Source organism: Bradyrhizobium sp. RDM12, assembly GCF_051917485.1.
Classification (GTDB): Bacteria; Pseudomonadota; Alphaproteobacteria; order Rhizobiales; family Xanthobacteraceae; genus Bradyrhizobium.
In genome coordinates, this window is sequence record NZ_CM133064.1 from 2,975,044 (window position 1) to 2,995,321 (window position 20,278).

At 63.0% G+C, this 20,278-nt stretch carries 16 protein-coding genes and 1 pseudogene; 6 read left to right on the forward strand and 11 right to left on the reverse strand.

From position 1 onward, the window contains the following. Positions 1-9: 9 nt before the first annotated feature. Both gnd and ACTGJ9_RS14455 read right to left on the reverse strand, forming a co-directional pair. Positions 10-1,005: pseudogene (gnd, locus tag ACTGJ9_RS14450) on the reverse strand (phosphogluconate dehydrogenase (NAD(+)-dependent, decarboxylating)). Positions 1,006-1,018: 13 nt separating this feature from the next. Next, positions 1,019-3,868 carry a bifunctional transaldolase/phosoglucose isomerase gene (locus tag ACTGJ9_RS14455; protein ID WP_456677585.1) on the reverse strand — a complete coding sequence of 950 codons (2,850 nt, stop codon included), beginning with the start codon at positions 3,866-3,868 and terminating at the stop codon, positions 1,019-1,021. Positions 3,869-4,681: 813 nt separating this feature from the next. Between ACTGJ9_RS14455 and ACTGJ9_RS14460 the strand changes: the two genes are divergently transcribed. The 3 genes from ACTGJ9_RS14460 to ACTGJ9_RS14470 are packed head-to-tail and all read left to right on the forward strand — an operon-like array spanning position 4,682 to position 9,454. After that, complete coding sequence (locus ACTGJ9_RS14460; RefSeq protein WP_456677586.1) at positions 4,682-6,625, forward strand: PrkA family serine protein kinase; 1,944 nt, start codon at positions 4,682-4,684, stop codon at positions 6,623-6,625. A 19-nt stretch (positions 6,626-6,644) separates the two neighbouring features. Further along, positions 6,645-7,922 carry a YeaH/YhbH family protein gene (locus tag ACTGJ9_RS14465; RefSeq protein ID WP_456678525.1) on the forward strand — a complete coding sequence of 426 codons (1,278 nt, stop codon included), beginning with the start codon at positions 6,645-6,647 and terminating at the stop codon, positions 7,920-7,922. Further along, on the forward strand, positions 7,919-9,454 hold the full coding sequence (locus ACTGJ9_RS14470) for a SpoVR family protein (protein ID WP_456677587.1): 1,536 nt from the start codon (positions 7,919-7,921) through the stop codon (positions 9,452-9,454). Before ACTGJ9_RS14465 ends, ACTGJ9_RS14470 begins: the two co-directional genes overlap by 4 nt. A 221-nt stretch (positions 9,455-9,675) precedes the next feature. Here ACTGJ9_RS14470 and ACTGJ9_RS14475 read toward each other — a convergent pair whose 3' ends face one another. The 6 genes from ACTGJ9_RS14475 to ACTGJ9_RS14500 all read right to left on the reverse strand — a co-directional run bounded on the left by ACTGJ9_RS14475 (position 9,676) and on the right by ACTGJ9_RS14500 (position 12,384). Next, positions 9,676-10,116, reverse strand: coding sequence for a DUF1801 domain-containing protein (locus ACTGJ9_RS14475; protein ID WP_456677588.1), 441 nt, complete (start codon positions 10,114-10,116; stop codon positions 9,676-9,678). A 13-nt stretch (positions 10,117-10,129) separates the two neighbouring features. Beyond that, a complete protein-coding gene (locus ACTGJ9_RS14480; protein ID WP_456677589.1) occupies positions 10,130-10,336 on the reverse strand; it encodes a hypothetical protein in 207 nt (68 codons plus the stop codon). A gap of 45 nt (positions 10,337-10,381) precedes the next feature. Then, positions 10,382-10,813 (reverse strand): SRPBCC family protein, encoded by a 432-nt coding sequence (locus ACTGJ9_RS14485; protein ID WP_456677590.1) that lies wholly within the window; start codon positions 10,811-10,813, stop codon positions 10,382-10,384. Beyond that, the gene (locus ACTGJ9_RS14490; RefSeq protein WP_456677591.1) at positions 10,810-11,130 is read right to left on the reverse strand and encodes an ArsR/SmtB family transcription factor; all 321 of its coding nucleotides are present in this window, start codon (positions 11,128-11,130) and stop codon (positions 10,810-10,812) included. Before ACTGJ9_RS14490 ends, ACTGJ9_RS14485 begins: the two co-directional genes overlap by 4 nt. 97 nt (positions 11,131-11,227) lie before the next feature. Further along, positions 11,228-11,674 carry a DsrE family protein gene (locus tag ACTGJ9_RS14495; RefSeq protein ID WP_456677592.1) on the reverse strand — a complete coding sequence of 149 codons (447 nt, stop codon included), beginning with the start codon at positions 11,672-11,674 and terminating at the stop codon, positions 11,228-11,230. 98 nt (positions 11,675-11,772) lie between these two features. Further along, positions 11,773-12,384, reverse strand: coding sequence for a hypothetical protein (locus ACTGJ9_RS14500; protein ID WP_456677593.1), 612 nt, complete (start codon positions 12,382-12,384; stop codon positions 11,773-11,775). 216 nt (positions 12,385-12,600) lie between these two features. Here ACTGJ9_RS14500 and ACTGJ9_RS14505 point away from each other — a divergent pair, with 216 nt between their 5' ends. The 3 genes from ACTGJ9_RS14505 to ACTGJ9_RS14515 all read left to right on the forward strand — a co-directional run bounded on the left by ACTGJ9_RS14505 (position 12,601) and on the right by ACTGJ9_RS14515 (position 15,440). Continuing rightward, entirely contained in the window at positions 12,601-13,167 is a 567-nt protein-coding gene (locus ACTGJ9_RS14505; protein WP_456677594.1) for an STM3941 family protein, read from the forward strand. A 277-nt stretch (positions 13,168-13,444) separates the two neighbouring features. After that, positions 13,445-14,977 (forward strand): SUMF1/EgtB/PvdO family nonheme iron enzyme, encoded by a 1,533-nt coding sequence (locus ACTGJ9_RS14510; protein WP_456677595.1) that lies wholly within the window; start codon positions 13,445-13,447, stop codon positions 14,975-14,977. Between the two features lie 16 nt (positions 14,978-14,993). Next, positions 14,994-15,440, forward strand: coding sequence for a DUF4399 domain-containing protein (locus tag ACTGJ9_RS14515; RefSeq protein WP_456677596.1), 447 nt, complete (start codon positions 14,994-14,996; stop codon positions 15,438-15,440). Here ACTGJ9_RS14515 and ACTGJ9_RS14520 read toward each other — a convergent pair whose 3' ends face one another. Genes ACTGJ9_RS14520 through ACTGJ9_RS14530 form a run of 3 tightly spaced genes read right to left on the reverse strand, consistent with a single transcriptional unit; the run spans position 15,441 to position 20,109 of the window. Beyond that, a complete protein-coding gene (locus ACTGJ9_RS14520) occupies positions 15,441-16,496 on the reverse strand; it encodes a 2-oxoacid:ferredoxin oxidoreductase subunit beta (protein WP_456677597.1) in 1,056 nt (351 codons plus the stop codon). Then, entirely contained in the window at positions 16,493-18,340 is a 1,848-nt protein-coding gene (locus tag ACTGJ9_RS14525; protein WP_456677598.1) for a 2-oxoacid:acceptor oxidoreductase subunit alpha, read from the reverse strand. The genes ACTGJ9_RS14520 and ACTGJ9_RS14525 overlap by 4 nt, the downstream gene beginning before the upstream one ends. Further along, the gene (locus tag ACTGJ9_RS14530) at positions 18,310-20,109 is read right to left on the reverse strand and encodes an FAD-dependent oxidoreductase (RefSeq protein WP_456677599.1); all 1,800 of its coding nucleotides are present in this window, start codon (positions 20,107-20,109) and stop codon (positions 18,310-18,312) included. The genes ACTGJ9_RS14525 and ACTGJ9_RS14530 overlap by 31 nt, the downstream gene beginning before the upstream one ends. Between the last annotated feature and the right edge of the window lie 169 nt (positions 20,110-20,278).

Sequence of the window (20,278 nt, forward strand, 5' to 3'; positions counted from 1 at the left end):
TTCGACTTCTTATTTGGGTTTCGAAGCGTCTGGCTGCTTCGGCTCCTTGTGGCCGCCGAACCCCGCACGCATTGCGGAGAGAATTTTTCGGCGAAGGTGTGTTCCTTGCGGGAACGGAAACGTGTGTAGAGCGCGGCCGTCAGGACTTCGGCCGGCACGGCCTCGTCGATCGCCGCATTCACGGTCCAGCGGCCCTCGCCGGAATCTTCCACAAAGCCGGAATATTCAGCCAGTGCAGGGCTGTCGGCGAGCGCGGTCGAGGTAAGGTCGAGCAGCCACGACGGGATCACGCTGCCGCGCCGCCAGACTTCGGCGATGTCTGCGAGATCGAAATCGTAACGATGATCGGCCGGCAGGGCGTCGATATTGGCGTTCTTGAGAATGTCGAAGCCTTCGGCATAGGCCTGCATCAGGCCGTATTCGATGCCGTTGTGGATCATCTTGACGAAATGGCCCGCGCCGACGGGACCGGCATGGATGTAGCCCTGCTCGATGCGCGGATCGCGTCCGTCACGTCCTTCGGTGCGCGGGATGTCGCCGGCGCCGGGCGCAAGGGCTGCAAAGATCGGATCGAGCCGGTCGACCACCGGCTTCTCGCCGCCGATCATCATGCAATAGCCGCGGTCGAGCCCCAGACGCCCCGGAGGTACCGACGTCGACATAGTGGATGCTGCGCGCCTTCAGCGCCTTGCCGCGGCGAACGTCGTCCTGCCAGAAGGTGTTGCCGCCATCGATGATGACGTCGCCTTCCTGCATCACGCCGGCAATCGTGTCGATCGTTTGCTCGGTGATGCGGCCCGCTGGCAGCATCACCCAGGCGGTGCGCGGCCGTTCCAGTTTCGCGATGAACTCCTCCAGCGTCGCCGAGCCGACTGCGCCATCCGCGGCGAGACCGGCGACGGCCTTGGCGTCCTTGTCATAGACCACGGTCGAATGGCCGTGGCGCATCAGCCGGCGAACGATGTTGCCGCCCATCCGGCCGAGGCCGATCATGCCGAGTTGCATTGAGATATTCCTCTTAGTTCAGCGCGTCAGTGAGCGCGGCGTTGAGCGCCGCGAGACCTTTCTTGAGCGCACCCTTCAGGTGCACCCGAAGCGCGCGCCGGCCGCGCTCGGTGAGCACGTCGAAATCGCCACGCGCCTGCGCCGCTTTGATCACGCCAAAACTTGCCTTCTGGCCCGGCACGGCCAGATCCTTGGCATCATCGGCGGTGATCTGGAGGAACACGCCGCTGTCGGGCCCGCCCTTGTAGGCTTGCCCGGTCGAGTGCAGGAACCGCGGTCCGAATTCGGCGGCGGTCGCGACATGCCGCTTTTCGCGTACTTCGAGGCGCATCGCCTGAAGCGCGTCGATCGTCGCCTTGTCGCGTGCGATGTAGCCGAGCAAGGCGACATAATCGCCATGGCCCGAACGCGACAGATGCGCCTTCAGCCAGGAGGTGAGATCGCCATTGGCACCGGCTGCGCGCAACGCCTTGGCGTTGGCCGCGTCGGTGTAGAGATCGGCTTCATCGGTGCTGACCACCGGCTCTTCGGCCGGCAGCGCCCCGGTCTTCTCGAATGATGCGGTGAGCTCGCGGGTCTTGATCTTGGCCGCCTCCACGTCGGGCTGGTCGAACGGGTTGATGCCGAGGATCGAGCCCGCCACCGCGGTCGCCATCTCGAAACGGAAGAACTCCTGCCCGAGATGGTCGATCGATTTCATCACGATGCGCACGACGGGATGACCGGCCGCCTCGATCCCGGCAAGCGCGGAATCGTGCGCCGCGTCTGTCTCGCCCTCGGTGCGGATGTCGATGAAGAAGCGATCGCTGCCGTAGAGCGAGGATTCGCCCAGCGGCTCGCCGGCAATCGGGATCAGGCCCTTGCCCTCCTTGCCGGTCGATTCCGCGATCAGCTGCTCGGCCCAGGCACCGAAATCGGCGATCTTCTTCGACGCCAGGATCGTCACCTTGTCGCGGCCTTCGAGGCCGGCAAGGCCCATGGCGAGGCCGAGCTGGACGCCCGGATTCTCGCTTGGCGGCACGTCCGGTCCGCAGGAGCGCGCCATCGAGAGCGCATGCTTGACCAAGGTCCTGACGTCGATGCCGGCCGTGGCCGCCGGCACCAGGCCGAATGGCGATAGCACCGAATAGCGGCCGCCGATCGATGGTTCGCCGTGGAAAATGCGGGCGTAGTCGAGCTTCTTCGCCGCCTTGTCCAGCGAGGAGCCCGGGTCGGTCACCGCGATGAAGCGGAAGCCGGTCTTGGCCTTCGGGCCGAGGGCCTGCGCGACGCGCTCATGGAAATAATCCTTCATCGCGTTCGGCTCGGTGGTGCCGCCGGATTTGCTGGAGACGATGAACACGGTCTTGGCGATGTCGATCTTGGCCTCCATCGCCCGCACCTGCCCCGGATCCGTGGAATCCAGCACGTGCAGCTTCGGGAAGCCCGCCTTCTTCGGAAAGGTCTCGGCCAGCACTTCCGGCCCGAGGCTCGATCCGCCCATGCCAAGCACGACGGCGTCGGAGAAGTTCTGGCCCTTCACGCGGTTGGCATAGTCCTCGTAGTCGGCGACATCGGCTTTCGCCGCGCTGTCGAGCCAGCCCAGCCATTTGTCCTCGTCCGTCCCGGTCCAGACCGACTTGTCGCGCTGCCACAGCTTGCGGATCTTGGCCGACGCGCGCCATTCCTCGGTGCTCTTGGCCATGGCCTTGCCGAGGCCGTCACCCAGCGAGAGCTGCTGGCGGTCGATTGCGGGTCCGAGCACGGTTGCGCGCTTGTGGGCAACGGCGCCGTAGAGCTTGTCGGCGGCGTCGGCGAACTGCTTGACGCCGTCCTTGACGAGCTCCTCGGTGATGGCATCGAGCGAGATGCCGGAGCGCTCCAGCTCTTCCAGCACGCGGCGGGCGTCGTCGACGTTCTCCTCCAGGCTGTCGCGCAGCTTGCCGTGGTCGCGGAATGCATCCAGCGTCGCCGGCGGCATGGTGTTGATGGTGTCGGGGCCGATCAGCTCCTCGACATAGAGCACGTCGCTGTAGTCCTTGTTCTTGGTGCCGGTCGAGGCCCACAGCATGCGCTGCGGCTTGGCGCCCTTGGCGGCGAGCTTGTCCCAGCGCGGGCCCGAGAACAGGCGCTTGTAATCCTGATAGGCAATCTTGGCGTTGGCGATCGCGACCTTGCCTTTCAGCGTGGCGAGGCGCTCCTTCTCGGATGGATCGTTGGCACGCGCGATCTTCTCGTCGAGTTGCTTGTCGACCATGGAATCGATGCGGCTGACGAAGAAGCTCGCCACGCTGGCGACATGCGAGGGGTCGCCGCCGCCGGCGACATACTTCTCGAGACCGGCGAGATAGGCCTCGGCGACCTCCAGATAGACAGCTTTCGAGAACAACAGCGTGATGTTGATGCTGACGCCGTCGCCGATCAGGGTTTCGATCGCCGGCAGGCCCTGCGGCGTCGCCGGCACCTTCACCATCAGGTTCTTGCGGTTGACGTCCTTCCAGAGCCGCCGTGCCTCGGCGACGGTACCGGCGGTGTCCATCGCCAAATAGGGCGAGACCTCGAGGCTGACATAGCCGTCATGGCCTTTGAGCCGGTCATAGACCGGCCGCAGCACGTCGGCGGCGTTCTGGATGTCCTCGACGGCGACCGCCTCGAACAGGTCGGCCACGGTCCGGTCGCCGCGCTTCAGCGCCTTGCCGATCGGGGCGTCGTATTCGTCCGAGCTGCCGATCGCCTTCTCGAAGATCGATGGATTGGAGGTGACGCCCTTGACGCCGTCGGTGTCGATCAGCCGCTTCAGGTCACCCTTGGCGATGAAGCCCCGGGCGAGGAAGTCGAGCCAGACGGCTTGTCCGTGCTTTTCCAGTTCTTTGACGGGATTCATGATGCTTATTGATCTCCAAGCCTGCGGGCAGAGGGGGTTTCCGCGCCGGTCCTGACGCGCTATCCTTTAGCTCACATGCTCCCGGGAGGGAACCAATCAAGGGCATTGGCGTCATTCTCTCAGTTTAACTCCGTCGCGATCATGGCGATCCAGGCGGGAGTCGTGCTTTTGCGTAATAAAAAGTTGGCCGGGATGGTTCGGCTGAGGTCTCGTTGCGTGAGGGCATCGGTCGCGTCGCGGAGTGTCGTCAGCGGTTATCGGTCCGTCTGATCGTCATCGGCTCGGTCGCGAATGGCCATGCTGGGGGAAGCATGCACGCACGTTCTGACGGCGTTGCCGTCGCCGATCGCCGGCCATCGATGGCGTCGGCCGTGTGCATCGGCGCATCTCATGAACTCGACATCGCTCAATGCGTGATGCGGCTCGTGCTCGCAGCCGCGGATTCAGCCCATGCGTCGCATCGCAGCAGGAAGATGAACGGGGCGCGCAAGGCATCGCCCTGCAAGCGTCATAAGTTTGCCGCTGGCAGCTTGTCATGTTGCAGTGCCGGAGGGAGTGGTCCCCGGTATTGCCCGGATGTGGCGAACGAGTGACATTTTTGGGAAATGAGCGAAGATGGACAGAGATTCGCACAAATTACAGGCAAGTGCCTGTTCGTAATTCAGCGAGTGCCTACCTTGTACGTTGCGTCGTCTCGGCACCCGGGTGTCCAATGATGGTCATGTGCTCACGCTGATTCGAGAAGCGGCCTGAGGAACGGTCCAGTAACTGCTTTCGTTTCAGCTTGTAGCGGAACTCACGCGGAGAGGGATCATGTACAACGATTCTCTATTCAACGCTTTCGCGAAGTCGTTCGAGGCGAGAAGCCAGCACGACATGTCGATGGCGGAATACCTGGAATCGTGTCGAAGCGATCCCATGAAATACGCGAACTCGGCCGAACGGTTACTGGCGGCGATCGGCGAGCCCCAGACGATTGACACGGCCAAGGACCCACGCCTTGGCCGTATTTTTTTGAACCGCACGATCCGCACCTATCCGGCCTTCGCGGGCTTCTACGGTATGGAAGAAACCATCGAGCGCATCGTCGGTTTCTTCCGACATGCGGCGCAGGGCCTGGAAGAACGCAAGCAGATCCTCTACCTGCTCGGACCGGTCGGCGGCGGTAAATCCTCGCTCGCCGAGCGGCTGAAGTCGCTGATGGAGGTGCATCCGATCTACGTGCTCAAGGCCGGCGATGAACTCTCGCCGGTGTTCGAGAGCCCGCTCAGCCTGTTCGATCCCGATCAGCTGGGGCCGATGCTGGAAGAGAAGTACGGCATTCCGCGCCGTCGTCTTACCGGCTTGATGAGCCCGTGGTGCTACAAGCGGCTGGAGGCCTTTGGCGGCGACATCTCGCAATTCCGCGTCGCCAAGATTCAGCCGTCGCGGCTGCGCCAGATCGGTATCGCCAAGACCGAGCCCGGTGACGAGAACAACCAGGACATCTCCTCGCTGGTCGGCAAGGTCGATATCCGCAAGCTCGAAACTTACGCGCAGAACGATCCCGACGCCTACAGCTATTCCGGCGGCCTCAACCGCGCCAATCAGGGCGTGCTCGAGTTCGTCGAGATGTTCAAGGCGCCGATCAAGATGCTGCATCCCTTGCTGACCGCAACGCAGGAGGGGAACTATATCGGCACCGAGAATATCGGCGCGATCCCGTTCACCGGCGTCATCCTCGCGCACTCCAACGAGGCGGAGTGGTCGAGCTTCAAGGCCAACAAGAACAACGAAGCCTTCATCGACCGTATCTGCGTCATCAAGGTGCCGTACTGCCTGCGGGTCACCGAGGAGCAGAAGATCTACGAGAAGCTGATTCAGGGCTCCGAGCTCGCGGCCGCACCTTGCGCGCCCTCGACGTTGGAAACGTTGGCGCGATTCTCGGTGATGTCGCGCCTGCGCAAGCACGAGAACTCGACGCTGTTCGGCAAGATGCGGGTCTACGACGGCGAGAGCCTGAAGGAATCCGATCCGAAGGCGCGCAGCGTCCAGGAATATCGCGATGCCGCAGGCGTCGACGAGGGCATGGACGGCGTCTCCACCCGCTTCGCCTTCAAGATATTGGCTGCGACCTTCAACCACGATCCGCAGGAGGTTGCCGCGGACGCCGTGCACCTGATGTACGCGCTGGAGCAGTCGATCCGCCGGGAGCAGCTGCCCGAGGAAGTCGAGAAGCGCTATCTCGAATTCATCAAGGCCGACCTCGCGCCGCGCTACGCCGAGTTCATCGGCAATGAGATCCAGAAGGCCTATCTGGAATCCTACTCCGACTATGGCCAGAACCTGTTCGACCGCTATGTCGATTATGCCGACGCCTGGATCGAGGACCAGGATTTCAAGGACCCCGACACCGGCCAGCTGCTTGATCGCGAATTGTTGAACCAGGAATTGACGAAAATCGAGAAGCCCGCGGGCATCGCCAATCCCAAGGACTTCCGGAACGAGGTCGTCAAATTCTCGTTACGATCCCGGGCCCAGAACGGCGGCAAGAATCCGACCTGGACCTCCTACGAGAAGATTCGCGATGTGATCGAAAAGCGGATATTCTCTCAGGTCGAGGATCTGCTTCCGGTGATCTCGTTCGGGTCGAAGAAGGACGGCGAGACGGAGAAGAAGCACGGCGAGTTCGTCGCACGCATGGTGGAGCGCGGCTACACCGAGCGTCAGGTTCGCCGACTGGTCGAATGGTACATGCGCGTGAAGCAAGCCGGTTGAGGCGGATGAGAAAGTGGCCATTCACATTATTGACAGGCGCCTGAATCCAGGCGGCAAGAGTCTTGAGAACCGGCAGCGGTTCTTGCGTCGGGCCAAATCCCTGGTGCAGGGCGCCGTCAAGAAGACCTCGCAGGAACGCGACATCAAGGACGTCCTGGAGGGTGGTGAGGTCACGATACCGCTCGACGGCATGCACGAGCCGCGTTTCCGCCGCGAAGGCGGAACGCGCGACATGGTGCTGCCCGGCAACAAGAAGTTCATCGAGGGCGACTACCTCCAGCGCTCCGGCCAGGGCAGCGCCAAGGATTCCGGTCCCGGCGAAGGCGACAGCGAGGACGCCTTCCGGTTCGTGCTGAGCCGCGACGAATTCGTCGATCTCTTCCTGGACGATCTCGAACTGCCGGATCTCGCCAAGCGCAAGATCGCTCAGACCGAGAGCGAAGGCATCCAGCGCGCCGGCTACACCACGTCGGGGTCGCCCGCAAACATCTCGGTCAGCCGCACCGTAAAGCTCGCACTGGCCCGCCGCATCGCGCTCAGGCGTCCCAGCAAGGACGAAGTCGAAGCGCTGGAAGCCGCGATCGCTGCCTGCACCGACCAGGACGAGCGCGCGGAGCTCATGGCCCGGCTCGAAAAGCTGAAGGCGAAGACCAAGCGCATTCCCTTCATCGATCCGCTCGACATCCGCTACCGCCGTTACGAGAAGGTGCCGCGGCCGGTAGCGCAGGCCGTGATGTTCTGCCTGATGGACGTCTCCGGCTCGATGTCCGAGCACATGAAGGATCTGGCAAAACGCTTCTACATGCTGCTCTACGTATTCCTGAAGCGGCGCTACAAGCATGTCGAGATCGTCTTCATCCGCCACACCGACCGCGCCGAGGAGGTCGACGAGCAGACCTTCTTCTACGGCCCGGCCTCCGGCGGCACGCTGGTCTCCAGCGCGCTGCAGGCGATGCACGAGATCGTGCGCGAGCGCTTCAATCCGGCGGACTGGAATATCTACGCGGCGCAAGCCTCCGACGGTGACAATTCCTATTCCGACGGCGAGCTCGCCAGCCTGCTGCTGACCGAAAAGATCCTGCCGGTCTGCCAGTTCTTCGCCTATCTCGAGGTCGAGGAATCCGGCGGCAGCGCCTTCGATCTCTCCGATTCCTCGCTCTGGACCCTTTACGAGCGCCTGCGCAACAGCGGCGCACCGCTCTCGATGCGCAAGGTCAGCGAGCGCAGCGAGATCTTCCCGGTGTTCCACGATCTGTTCCAGCGCCGCGAGACTTCTCAGGAGAAAGCCGCTCCATGACGGAACGCTTGTTCGAAGGCGCCGATTGGGATTTCCACACCTTGCAGCGCATCATCGATGCCTGCGAGGAGGTGGCGTTGAAGGATCTCGGGCTCGACGTCTACCCGAACCAGATCGAGGTGATCACCGCCGAGCAGATGCTCGACGCCTATTCGTCCGTCGGCATGCCGCTGTTCTACAAGCACTGGTCGTTCGGCAAGCATTTTGCGTATCACGAGGCGTCGTATCGCAAGGGCCTGATGGGCCTCGCCTATGAGATCGTGATCAACTCCTCGCCCTGCATCTCGTATCTGATGGAGGAGAACACGGCGACGATGCAGACGCTGGTGATCGCGCACGCCGCGTTCGGCCACAACCATTTCTTCAAGAACAATTACCTGTTCAAGCAGTGGACCGATGCGGAAGGGATTCTCGACTACCTGGATTTTGCCAAGAACTACGTCATGCAGTGCGAGGAGCGCTACGGCCGCACCGAGGTCGAGCGCACGCTCGACGCCGCGCATGCGCTGATGTCGCACGGCATCGACCGCTATCCCGGCAAGAAGAAGCTCGACCTGCGCGAGGAAGAGAAGCGGGCAGGGCGCCGCCGCCAGCACGAAGAGGAAGTCTTCAACGATCTCTGGCGCACCGTGCCCAAGGGCGCATCGAAGACCCGGGCCGCGATCTCCCTCGAGCGGCGCCGCAAGCTGCTCGGCCTGCCGCAGGAAAACCTGCTCTATTTCCTGGAGAAGAGTGCGCCGCGGCTCGCCCCTTGGCAGCGCGAGTTGCTGCGCATCGTCCGCCACATCGCGCAGTATTTCTATCCGCAGAGCCAGACCAAGGTGATGAACGAGGGGACGGCGACCTACGTCCACTACCGCATCATGACCCAGCTGCATCAGCAGGGCCGCATCACCGACGGCAACTTCCTCGAATTCCTGGGATCGCACACCAATGTGGTGTTCCAGCCCGAATTCGACGATCAGCGCTTCTCGGGCTTCAACCCCTATGCGCTGGGCTTCGCCATGATGCAGGACATCGAGCGCATCGTCGCCAGCCCGTCGGACGAGGACCGCGAGTGGTTCCCCGATATCGCCGGCAAGAACGACGTCATGGGCGTGCTGCGCGACGTCTGGGCCAATTACCGCGATGAAAGCTTCATCGCCCAGTTCCTGAGCCCGAAGCTGATGCGGCACTTCCGCATGTTCCATCTGCACGACGACCCCGAGGAGCGCGCCGGCATCCGGGTTGACGCCATTCACGACGACCGCGGTTTCCGCCGCGTCCGCCGCGAGCTGGCGCGGCAGCACGACGTCGGCTACATCGACGCCAATATCGAGGTGGTCGATGTCGATCTTTCCGGCGACCGCCGGCTGATCCTGCATCACCGCGTCATCAAGGGCTCCCAGCTCAACGAGACCGATGCCAAGCGGGTGCTCCAGCATCTCGCCGATCTCTGGACCTACGACGTCGCGCTGATCGAGGTCGACGGGAGCGACAAGGTGCTGCGCGAATACGTCGTGAGCCCGCGGCCGATCACGGCGGCGGCGTAACGGCGCTGACTGCGCTGAAGTGATAAGGCGAGATGCACGTCAATGTGCCCTCGCCCCTTGTGGGAGAGGGCAGCGACGCCGGCAGACACAAGCTCACTGGGTGAGGGGTATCTCTCCGCAGTTTCCCGTGTCGATGGAGACCCCTCATCCGGCGCTTCGCGCCACCTTCTCCCACAAGGGGAGAAGGAAGGGGTTCGTGGCTGCACAACAGTTGCTTTAGGCTAGCCCTTCTTCGCGGGCTTCTTCTTGACCTTGGACGCATTCAGCTCCACCGCCGCGCGGATCAGTGCCCTCAGCGCCTTTTCGTTGATCTTGGCGCCCTCGGGAATATCGATCGCGCGCCGCACATTGCCATCGAGGCTGGAATTGAACAGGCCGGCCGGGTCGTCCAGCGCCGCGCCCCTGGCAAAGGTCAGCTTGACGAGAGCCTTGTAGGTCTCGCCGGTGCAGATGATGCCGTCGTGCTCCCACACGGGAACGCCGCGCCATTTCCATTCCTCGACCACGTCAGGGTCGGCCTCCTTGATCAGCGCGCGGATTCGCTTCAGCGTCTCGCCGCGCCAGTCGCCGAGCTCCTTGATCCTGCCGTCGATCATCTTGGTAGGCGAAGCTCCGTCCGCGTCCTTCGCGCCGGTCTTGTTGGCGGTCACCGCTTTCTTCATGCTCTCGCCCCGTTCACGCGTTGCTACGACGACCAAGATAGGGCAGCGCGAACAGATACAGTCCGGTCGCGAGCAGCGGGAACAGCGGCACGAAGGTCAGCAACCCGATCCACGTCGCTTCAATCTGCATGATCAGCGCAACGATGTTGGCAATCACGGCAAGGGTGAAGGCAACCGACAGCCAGCGATGGATCTGTCGGATCCACATGTTCGAACTCATCTGGGTCTCCTGTGCGAATGTTCGGAATGGATGTCGGCGGCCGGGCTATTCGGCCCGCGCCAGCAGCTCGTCCAGCTTGGTGAAAAACTGCTTCCAGCCGGCATGCGCGCCGCCATAGGCCTGCTTCTGGCTGGGACGGAAGCCCGCCTGCTCGACGCGCAGATGCGTGCCTGATCCTTGCGGGGTGAGCGTGAACGTCACCACGCTCTTGAGGTCGTAGGCTGGATCCTCATGCGTGAAATTCCAGGTGTAGGCCAGCGTGCGCGGCGGCTCGATGGCGAGCACTTCGCAGTCGAGCACGCCGCCCCATTCGCCGCGCAGATTGAAGCGATGACCGACCGTCGGCTTGAAGTCGTTCTTCATCAGCCATTCCTCGATCAGATGCGGCTGTGTCAGCGCGCGCCACAGCCGCTCCGGCGGATAAGCAAATTCCCGCTCGATCACCACGGAACGTGTTTCGGTCGCAGCCTCAGTCATTGGTCCATCCTCTTCAGCAGATCGTCGAGCGCATCGAGCCGGTTCTGCCAGAAGCCCGCCATCTGGCTGGTCCAGTCGATCAGCGGATTGAGCGCGCCGGGCTGCGCGCTGTAATGGGTCTGGCGCCCTTCATGGCGGTCACGCACCAGGCCAGCCTGCCTCAGCGCACCCAGATGTTTTGACACCGCCGGCTGGGAAACACCGGATCGCGCGGTCAGTGCCCCGACCGTCTGCTCGCCCTCGCGACAAAGCCGCTCGAAGATTGCCCGCCGGGTTGGGTCGGCGAGCGTCCGAAACAGAAGATCGGCGGCGGACATGCGGAATCCATAACTCCAAGATTATGGATTAACTCATAACCATGGGGTTATAGGTATGTCAAGCGGGATGGAGCAATGACGGAGAATTCGCGGCGCCCTACGGCCGCAGATACAGATACCCCTGAGACTGCAGCTCGGCCAAACGCACCACGCCGCCCTTCTCCGCGCTCACGAACCCCGGCAGCAGATCCGTTAGCGTGATGTTCTGCGCCTTCATGGTGTTGCCGCAGGCGGCGAGCTCGACGCCATCCCTGGAGAAATCGCCGATCCGCTTGCTGACATCCGGGTTGGCCTGCGCCGAGTGGAACGCCTTCAGCGCCGGCCCGTGGATCACCAGCGCGATCGTGACATGGTCGGGGCCGCCGACGCCGTCGATGTGGTTCTGGATGTTGCCGAGCACGAAATTGACCTTGTCGGCATCGCTGAGGTGATAGACGACCTTCAGTCTGTCTGACTTCGCTTTCGTTGCCGCCTTGGCGCGCGAGGCTTCAAACGCCGCGCCCAGCGCCGAGACGGTGCTCCACAAGATGTTCCGGCGGTTCATGGCGATCTCCTCAAAGCATGATCCGGAAAAGTGCGAAGCGGTTTTCCGGAAAGATCATGCGCAAACAGTAACGGCGACCAGCTTTCGCCGGAGGCATATCACTTGTGGCGGAGCGCGGCGAGTTCCTTGCGGTCGGTCACGAGCGCGGCGCATTCGCCGGTATCGGTCCGGTCGAGCCTGAAAATCCCGTCGTCGTGGCCTGCAACCAGCGATCGCTCGGCCTCGTCGTCCGGCTTGTCGTGCAGCCAGACCCTGACGCTCGCGAGCCTCACGATGGCGGATTTGTCGTCCTTCGAGAGCGCGACGCCGATACCGCCGCCCTCGCAATCGACGCCGCAGCCGAGCCGGACCTCGCCGCCGTCCTTGGTGAGCACCACGTGGTCACAGGAGCCGCTGGAGTCGAAATCGCCGCTGCGGTGGCGATACCGGAAGCCGAGCCGGAACGAATTGTGGAGCTGCTTGTCCTCGCTGTCGGTCTCGGCCGAGACCAGCAGCTTCATCGAAGCGACCTTCTGGTTCGGATGCCGCGCCAGGTGCCCGGCATCGTAGCGGCGGACGAAGCAGGCATAAGCCGTCGTGCCCGCATACATGCGCGCGTTGAAGGTTTCGGCCTCGGTCGTGCTCGCCTCGCGGACGTCGTCGACGTCCTCGGCGCGGGCGAGGCCGATGAAGGCGACAATGGCAAGCGGAAGGATGAGGGCAAGCTTCATGGTCGCACCGGATACGTCAGCCAATGACGGCCCGCATCGGCAGGGTGGGGGCCAACTGGCCGTTAGTCGCGAGCCGGACACGGTGCGTTCAACTGCGCCTCCCGCGGGCAGCCTCGCGCAAGGCTCGAGGCTTAACCCCTTGGGAGCGTGGGGCGCGGATAGACCCCGGGTTGTTGCAAACGGCTGGAGGCGACCGAAAATGTCGAAAGTCAGAACTTGCCCAATCTTGCGATCGGCTATTCGCGAGCCCGGCTGCTGATGTTTTTCGGCGGCAGCCTGCTGCTGACGCTGCTCTGTGCCGGGCTCGCATTCAGCTGGCAGGACGGCAAGAGCATCACCACGTTCGAGGTCGCCGCCTGCTATGTCGGCGCGGTGTTTTTCGGCCTTGGCACCTGCAGGATGCTCTGGCGGCTGATCTCCGCCCGACAGCCGGTGGTCTTCATCAGCCGTGTCGGTATTCGCGACACCAGGCTCGCCGACGAGACCATCGCCTGGAGCGCCGTGCGAAAGATCATGCTGTGGGAGCGGCGCGCACAGAAATTCGTGGTGCTCAAGGTCGATCCCCTTGTCGCCAAGCGATTCTCCGGAGGATTTCTGACGCAGGCCTTGTCGATGATGAGCAAAGCGCTTGGCGCCGACGGCGTGATCGTCAATGCGGGCGGCCTGACCATGAACATCGAAACCTTGCTCGAGACCTGCAAGCTATATTGGGGCGTCGGACGACCGGCCCATTCGGACCACGCCGTGCCGGAGCCTCAGCCGGCGCCGGAGCCAGTCAGCTAGATTTCACCAAAGCGGGCCTCGCGATCATGCCGGCCGAACCCGCCCGGCACCCTGTCTCTCCCCTTCTACGGAGCCGCCATAGGCCCTCCGAGCGATGCCTTAGTCGCAGGTAGGGCCAGGAAGGTTCAGGCAATTGTAAGCCCTTGCTCCCCGGAACTCGTCTCGGCGATTCCTTCGACGTTGTCCCGGTTCGTTAATGTGATAGCGTTCACACGCGATTGTTTCTCGAAGTCGTAGGCTGGGGCCGCCTCTTGTAGGTTTTGTGGAGTCCCCCGCAATGGGCGAAATTCGCAACTTCAGATCCGGGAATCACAACGAGCCGCCTCCGCACGGCGGAATGCCTCGTCGTCTCGCCGCTATCATTGTCGGCGACATCGCATCCTACAGTCGCTTGATGCAGGCGGACGAGGAAGGCACGCATGTCCGCGTCAAGCGGATCGAGCGGGACCTCATCGAACCCAGCATCGTCGAGCATCATGGAAGTTTAGTGAAGACCACCGGCGATGGCTTCATCGCCATCTTCGATAGCCCCGTCGAGGCCGTTCGATGCAGTATTGTCATCCAGCAGAACCTCATCGGCCGCAATGCCTCGATACCGAGGGACTCCCGGATCGAATACCGGATTGGCGTCAATCTCGGTGATGTCATCGTTGAGCCGGACGACGTCTACGGCGATGGCGTCAATATTGCGACACGCATCGAAGGCATTGCCGAACCCGGTCAGGTCTACATCTCCGGCGCGATCTACGAGCAGATCAAGCACAAGGTGGTGTGCGGCTATGAATCGCTCGGGGATCGCAAGGTCAAGAACATCACGGATCCCGTGCGCATCTATCGTGTGCTGCCGGACGCAGATGCAGTCGGCAGGACGCGTGGCCGGCGCGAGAATACCCTGATCTTTCTCCTGGGCATCACCGTGCTGGTGATTGCCGCGGGCGTGCTCTGGTATTTGCTGGCGCAGCCGCAGGGCAGGGTGGGCCAGCAGGCCGCGACGCCGGCCGCTGCTCCGGCCGCATCACCGATCCCGCAGCCGTCGCCGCGCGAGGCGGCGACGCAGACACCGCAACCGTCTCCCTCATTGGCGTCGGCGCCTGCGTCGCCCACTCCGGAGCCCAGCCAACCGACAGCGGCACCCGTCCGTGAACCCGAGATGATCGCCGTTCGCGGCGGCAGCTTTGCGATGGGAAGCAACGATGATCCGACCGAACGTCCTGTCCACCAGGTCACGGTCAAGCCATTCTCGATCGGAAAATATCCGGTGACAGTGCAGGAATGGAACGAGTGCGCCGCCGCCAAGGCGTGCGGATTCACGGCCACCGGCAAGGACGATGCGCCGGTCACCAATGTGAGCTGGACCGACGCACAGCAATATGCCGCCTTCCTCGTGCAAGCGACGAAGAAGCCTTACCGGCTCCCAAGCGAAGCCGAATGGGAGTATGCGGCGCGCGGCGGGACGTCGACAAAGTATTGGTGGGGCGACAAGTCCCAGCAGGGCATGGCCGGGTGCAAGGACTGCGGGGATGCCGTGGCCGAGCAGCCGGCGAAAGTCGGCAGCTTCAAGCCCAATCCTTTCGGTCTCTACGATATGGGCGGCGGCGTCGATCAATGGGTCGAGGACTGCTGGCACAGGACCTATCAGGGCGCGCCCAATGACGGTTCGGCATGGAGCGGTGGGGACTGCAACTCGCACGTCCTGCGCTCGGGCTCCTGGAAGAACGACTCGAGATACGTACGGCCGTCCAACCGCGACGGTTACGATACCAATGTTCGTTACCCGACGCATGGATTCCGCGTCGCGCTCAGTCCTTAACTGCCGGAGTAGATTGATGCACATCCTTCGCTGCGTGGCGCTGTCAGCGGTGCTCGCATTGCTCCCGGGCATGGCCTTCTCGCAGGGCAAGACTGCTCCAAAGGACGCAAAGGTCTATTTTATCACGCCGTACGACGGGCAAAGGGTGCGCGGCGGGTTCCTGGTCCGGTTCGGCCTGCGCAACATGGGCGTGACGCATGCCGGCGACGACTATCAGAACGCCGGCCACCATCATTTGCTGATCGACGTCAACGATCCCATCGATCCGAAGGAGCCGATCCCGCAGGACAAGTCGCATCTGCATTTCGGGGCGGGGCAGACCGAGACATTTCTCGAGCTTCCGCCCGGGACCCACACGCTGCAACTGGTGTTGGGCGATGCGAAGCACTATCCGTTCGACCCGCCTGTCGTGTCGGACAAGATCACCGTGCGCGTCAGGCAGCCGCCTCGGCGCGGCAAATGATCAGCGCAGGCTGGCGTTGAACTTGTCCAGCGCCGCCGATCCCGGGCAGAGCGTGTCGGCTTCCAGCGAGTTGAGCGGCGTCTCGACCGTGTTGAGATGGCTGTGCAGATCTTCCGCATCGGGGTCGACGTAGAGCAGCCCGGTCACAATCTGGCCCTTGGCGGCATGCCTCGCGAGGAAGGTCTGGGCGCCGAGCCGGTCATGCGGATCGTAGTCGGCGTCGATCTTGCGCAGCGCGATCTTGCTGCCGTCATGCTGCTCGACCACCTGCACCGTACCCGGCGCATAGTCCACCGCGATGGGATCGCGGCCGACCAGCACGTCGAGCCGGTTCACGGCGTCGTTATGCTCGCGGACATAATCAAAACTCTTGGTCGAGCCGGCGTGGTTGTTGAAGGCGATGCACGGGCTGATGACGTCGATGAAGGACGCGCCCTTGTGGCCGATCGCAGCGGCGATCAGCGGCACGAGCTGGGCCTTGTCGCCGGAGAACGAGCGCGCCACGAAGGTCGCACCGAGCTGCAGCGCGATCGCGGCCAGGTCGATGGCGTTGTCGGTGTTGGTCACGCCCTTCTTCGACTTCGAGCCGCGGTCGGCGGTGGCCGAGAACTGCCCCTTGGTGAGGCCATAGACGCCGTTGTTCTCGACGATATAGGTCATGTTGACGCCGCGCCGGATCGAATGCGCGAACTGGCCGAAGCCGATCGAGGCGGAATCGCCGTCGCCGGAGACGCCGAGATAGATCAGATCGCGATTGGCGAGGTTGGCCCCGGTCAGCACGCTGGGCATGCGGCCGTGCACGGAGTTGAAGCCGTGCGAATTGCCGAGGAAGTAGTCCGGCGTCTTCGACGAGCAGCCGATGCCGGAGATTTTGGCCACCCGATGCGGCTCGATCGAGAGCTCGTAGCAGGCTTCGATGATCGAGGCCGTGATCAGATCATGGCCGCAGCCGGCGCACAGCGTCGAGATCTTTCCTTCGTAGTCGCGATGCGTGTAGCCGAGCTCGTTCTTCTTGAGGCCCGGGTGGTGAAATTTCGGCTTTGCAATGTAGGTCATGACACGGCCTTGCGGAGCGGGGTCACCTTGAGGTGATCCTGGTGGTCGCCAATGGCTTTTGCGATATAGCGGGCGGTAATCGGGGTGCCGTCATAATGCACGATCGGCACGAGGCGGACGGGATCGATGCCGTTCTCGTTGACGATGAGCTGACGCAGCTGGCTGTCGCGGTTCTGCTCGACGACATAGACGAAGTCGTGCTCGGCCAGGAAGCTCGCCACGCTCGAATGGAACGGGAAGGCGCGAATGCGCAGGCGGTCGAGCTGATGCCCGCGCGCCTCAAGTAATCCGATCGCCTCGTCCATCGCGGGCGAGGTCGAGCCGAAATAGATGACGCCATATTTGGTCGGCCGCTCCGCATTGGCCTGCAGCGGCCGCGGCACGAGGTCCTGCGCGGTCTCGAACTTGCGCACGAGACGCTGCATGTTGTCGGCATAGACCGAGCCTTCCTCGGAATAGCGCGCATAGCGATCACGCGACGTGCCGCGGGTGAAATAAGAGCCCTTGGTCGGGTGCGTGCCGGGATAGGTGCGGTAGGGAATGCCGTCGCCGTCGACATCGAGGTAGCGGCCGAAATCACGGCCTTCTTCCAGCATCTCCGCCGTCATCACCTTGCCGCGGTCATACTGCTTGGAATCGTCCCATTTCAGCGGACGGCAGAGCCGGTGATTCATGCCGATGTCGAGGTCGAGCATCAGGAAGATCGTGGTCTGCAGCCGCTCGGCGAGATCGAAGGCGGCGGCCGCGAACTCGAAGGCCTCGGCCGGATCCTCCGGGAACAGCAGCACATGCTTGGTGTCGCCGTGCGAGGCGTAGGCGCAGGCGATGATATCGCATTGCTGGGTGCGGGTCGGCATGCCCGTCGAGGGGCCGGCGCGCTGGATGTTCATGATCACGGCCGGGATCTCGGCAAAATAGGACAGGCCGATGAACTCGGTCATCAGCGAGATGCCGGGGCCGGATGTCGCGGTGAAGGCGCGGGCGCCGTTCCAGGACGCGCCGATGACGATGCCGATCGAGGCCAGCTCGTCCTCGCCCTGCACGATCGCGTATTTCGCCTTGCCCGTCTCGGGATCGTGCCGGTACTTCTTGCAATGGGCGGTGAAAGCCTCCGCCACCGACGACGACGGCGTGATCGGATACCACGCGCAGACCGTTGCGCCGCCATAGACGGCGCCGAGCGCAGCGGCGCTGTTGCCCTCGATGAAGATGCGGTCGCCGACCTTGTCGGACTTCTTCACTCGCAGCCCGATCGGGCATTTCAGGTTCTGCAGCGCCCAGTCGCGCCCCAAATGCAGCGCATGAACGTTGGAGGAGAGCAGCTTCTCCTTGCCCTTGTATTGCTCGCCGATCAGCTGCTCGATCAGCTTCGGGTCCATATCAAGCAGCGCCGAGAGCGCGCCCAAATAGATGATGTTCTTGAACAGCTGGCGCTGGCGCGGATCGGTGTAGGTCGAGTTGGTGATCGCGGTCAGCGGCACGCCGATCACGGTGATGTCGTCGCGGAATTTGGTCGACGGCATCGGCTTGGTGGAATCGTAGAACAGATAGCCGCCGGGCTCGATGCCGGCGACGTCCTTGTCCCAGGTTTGCGGGTTCATCGCCACCATCATGTCAACGCCGCCGCGGGCGCCGAGATGGCCGTCTTCCGTCACGCGCACCTCGTACCAGGTCGGCAGGCCCTGGATGTTGGAGGGGAAGATGTTGCGTGGGCTAACCGGCACGCCATGGCGCAGGATCGCGCGTGCGAACATTTCGTTGGCGCTGGCCGAGCCCGAGCCGTTGACGTTGGCGAAGCGGACGACGAAGTCGTTTACGCTGCTGATCGGCTTTTTGTCGGACATGTCGAACCTGCGTGGGTCATCTCGATGAAATATTTCTGCATGTCCCAGGCACCGGTGGGACAACGCTCGGCGCACAGCCCGCAATGCAGGCAGACGTCCTCGTCCTTGACCATCACGCGCCCGGTCTTGAGGTCTGAGGACACATACAGGTCCTGATCCGGATGCGGTGAGGGTGCCTTCAGGCGCTGGCGAAGATCGGTTTCGTCGCCATTCTCTGTGAAGGTGATGCAGTCCATCGGGCAGATGTCGACACAGGCATCGCATTCGATGCAGAGCGAAGTGGAGAACACCGTCTGGACGTCGCAGTTCAGGCAGCGATGGGCTTCGCCGAGCGCGAGCTTGACGTCGTAGCCGAGCTCGACCTCGGTGCGGATGTCCTTCAGCGCGACCACCTTGTCGCGATGCGGCACCTTGAAGCGCTTGTCATTGGAGATGTCGTTGTCATAGCTCCATTCGTGGATGCCCATCTTCTGCGAGGAGACATGCACTTCAGGCAGCTGCCGTTCGGTGATGTCCTCGCCCGACAGCAGCTTGTGGATCGACAGCGCGGCGTCGTGACCCTGCGCCACCGCCCAGATGATATTCTTCGGCCCGAACGCGGCGTCGCCGCCGAAAAACACTTTTGGATTGGTCGAGACGAACGTCTTCGGATCGACTTTCGGCATGTGCCATTTGTCGAACTCGATGCCGCAATCCTGCTCGATCCAGGGGAAGGCGTTCTCCTGGCCGACCGCGACCAGCACGTCGTCGCATTCGACGGTCTGGTCGGGCTCGCCCGACGGCACGAGATTGCGGCGGCCCTTGGCATCGTATTCGGCCTTCACCTTCTGGAAGGTGATGCCGGTGAGCTTGCCGTTGTCGTGGATGAAGGCGACCGGGACGAGGAAGTTGAGGATCGGAATGTCCTCGTGGATCGCGTCCTCCTTCTCCCAAGGCGAGGCCTTCATCTCCTCGAAGCCGGAGCGCACGATCACCTTGACGTCCTCGCCGCCGAGCCGGCGCGCGGTGCGGCAGCAATCCATCGCGGTGTTGCCACCGCCGAGCACGATCACGCGCTTGCCGATCTTGTCGGTGTGGCCGAACGACACGGACGAGAGCCAGTCGATGCCGATGTGGATATTGCCAGCCGCTTCCTTGCGTCCGGGAATGTCGAGCTCGCGGCCCCGCGGCGCGCCGGAGCCGACGAAGATTGCGTCGTACTTCTCCGCGAGCAGGGCTTTCATGCTCTCGATGCGTTGCCCGCCTCTAAACTCGACGCCGAGATTGAGGATATAGCCGGTCTCCTCGTCGATCACCGAATTGGGCAGGCGGAATTTCGGGATCTGCGTGCGCATCATGCCGCCGGCTTCGGGATCACCGTCGAACACGGTGCAGTGATAGCCGAGCGGCGCCAGATCGCGCGCCACCGTCAGCGAGGCGGGACCACCTCCGACGAATGCGACTCGCTTGCCGTTCCTGGCTGAAGGCTTCGGCAGGCGCTGCGTGATGTCGTCCTTGAAGTCGGCGGCGACGCGCTTGAGGCGGCAAATCGCCACCGGGGTTTCCTCGACGCGCCCGCGGCGACACGCCGGCTCGCAGGGACGATCGCAGGTGCGTCCCAGAATTCCGGGAAACACGTTCGATTTCCAATTGATCATGTAGGCGTCGCTGTAGCGGCCTTGTGCAATCAGTCGGATGTATTCGGGAACCGGGGTGTGCGCAGGACAGGCCCATTGGCAATCGACCACTTTGTGAAAGTAGTCGGGGGCCGCGATATCGGTCGGTTTCATTCCTACCCTGTCCGCACAGGCTCAAAGACCCGGCGGCCTTTTCTTGAGCTTGTCGAACGCTTAACGCGCCGCGATCTGGTTTCTGAATGACGTCATTGGGTTAGCTTATTAGAACCGGTCCGAAGTACAACGGCAAATTTGGGTGATCACCGGCTTTCATGGGAGCTGC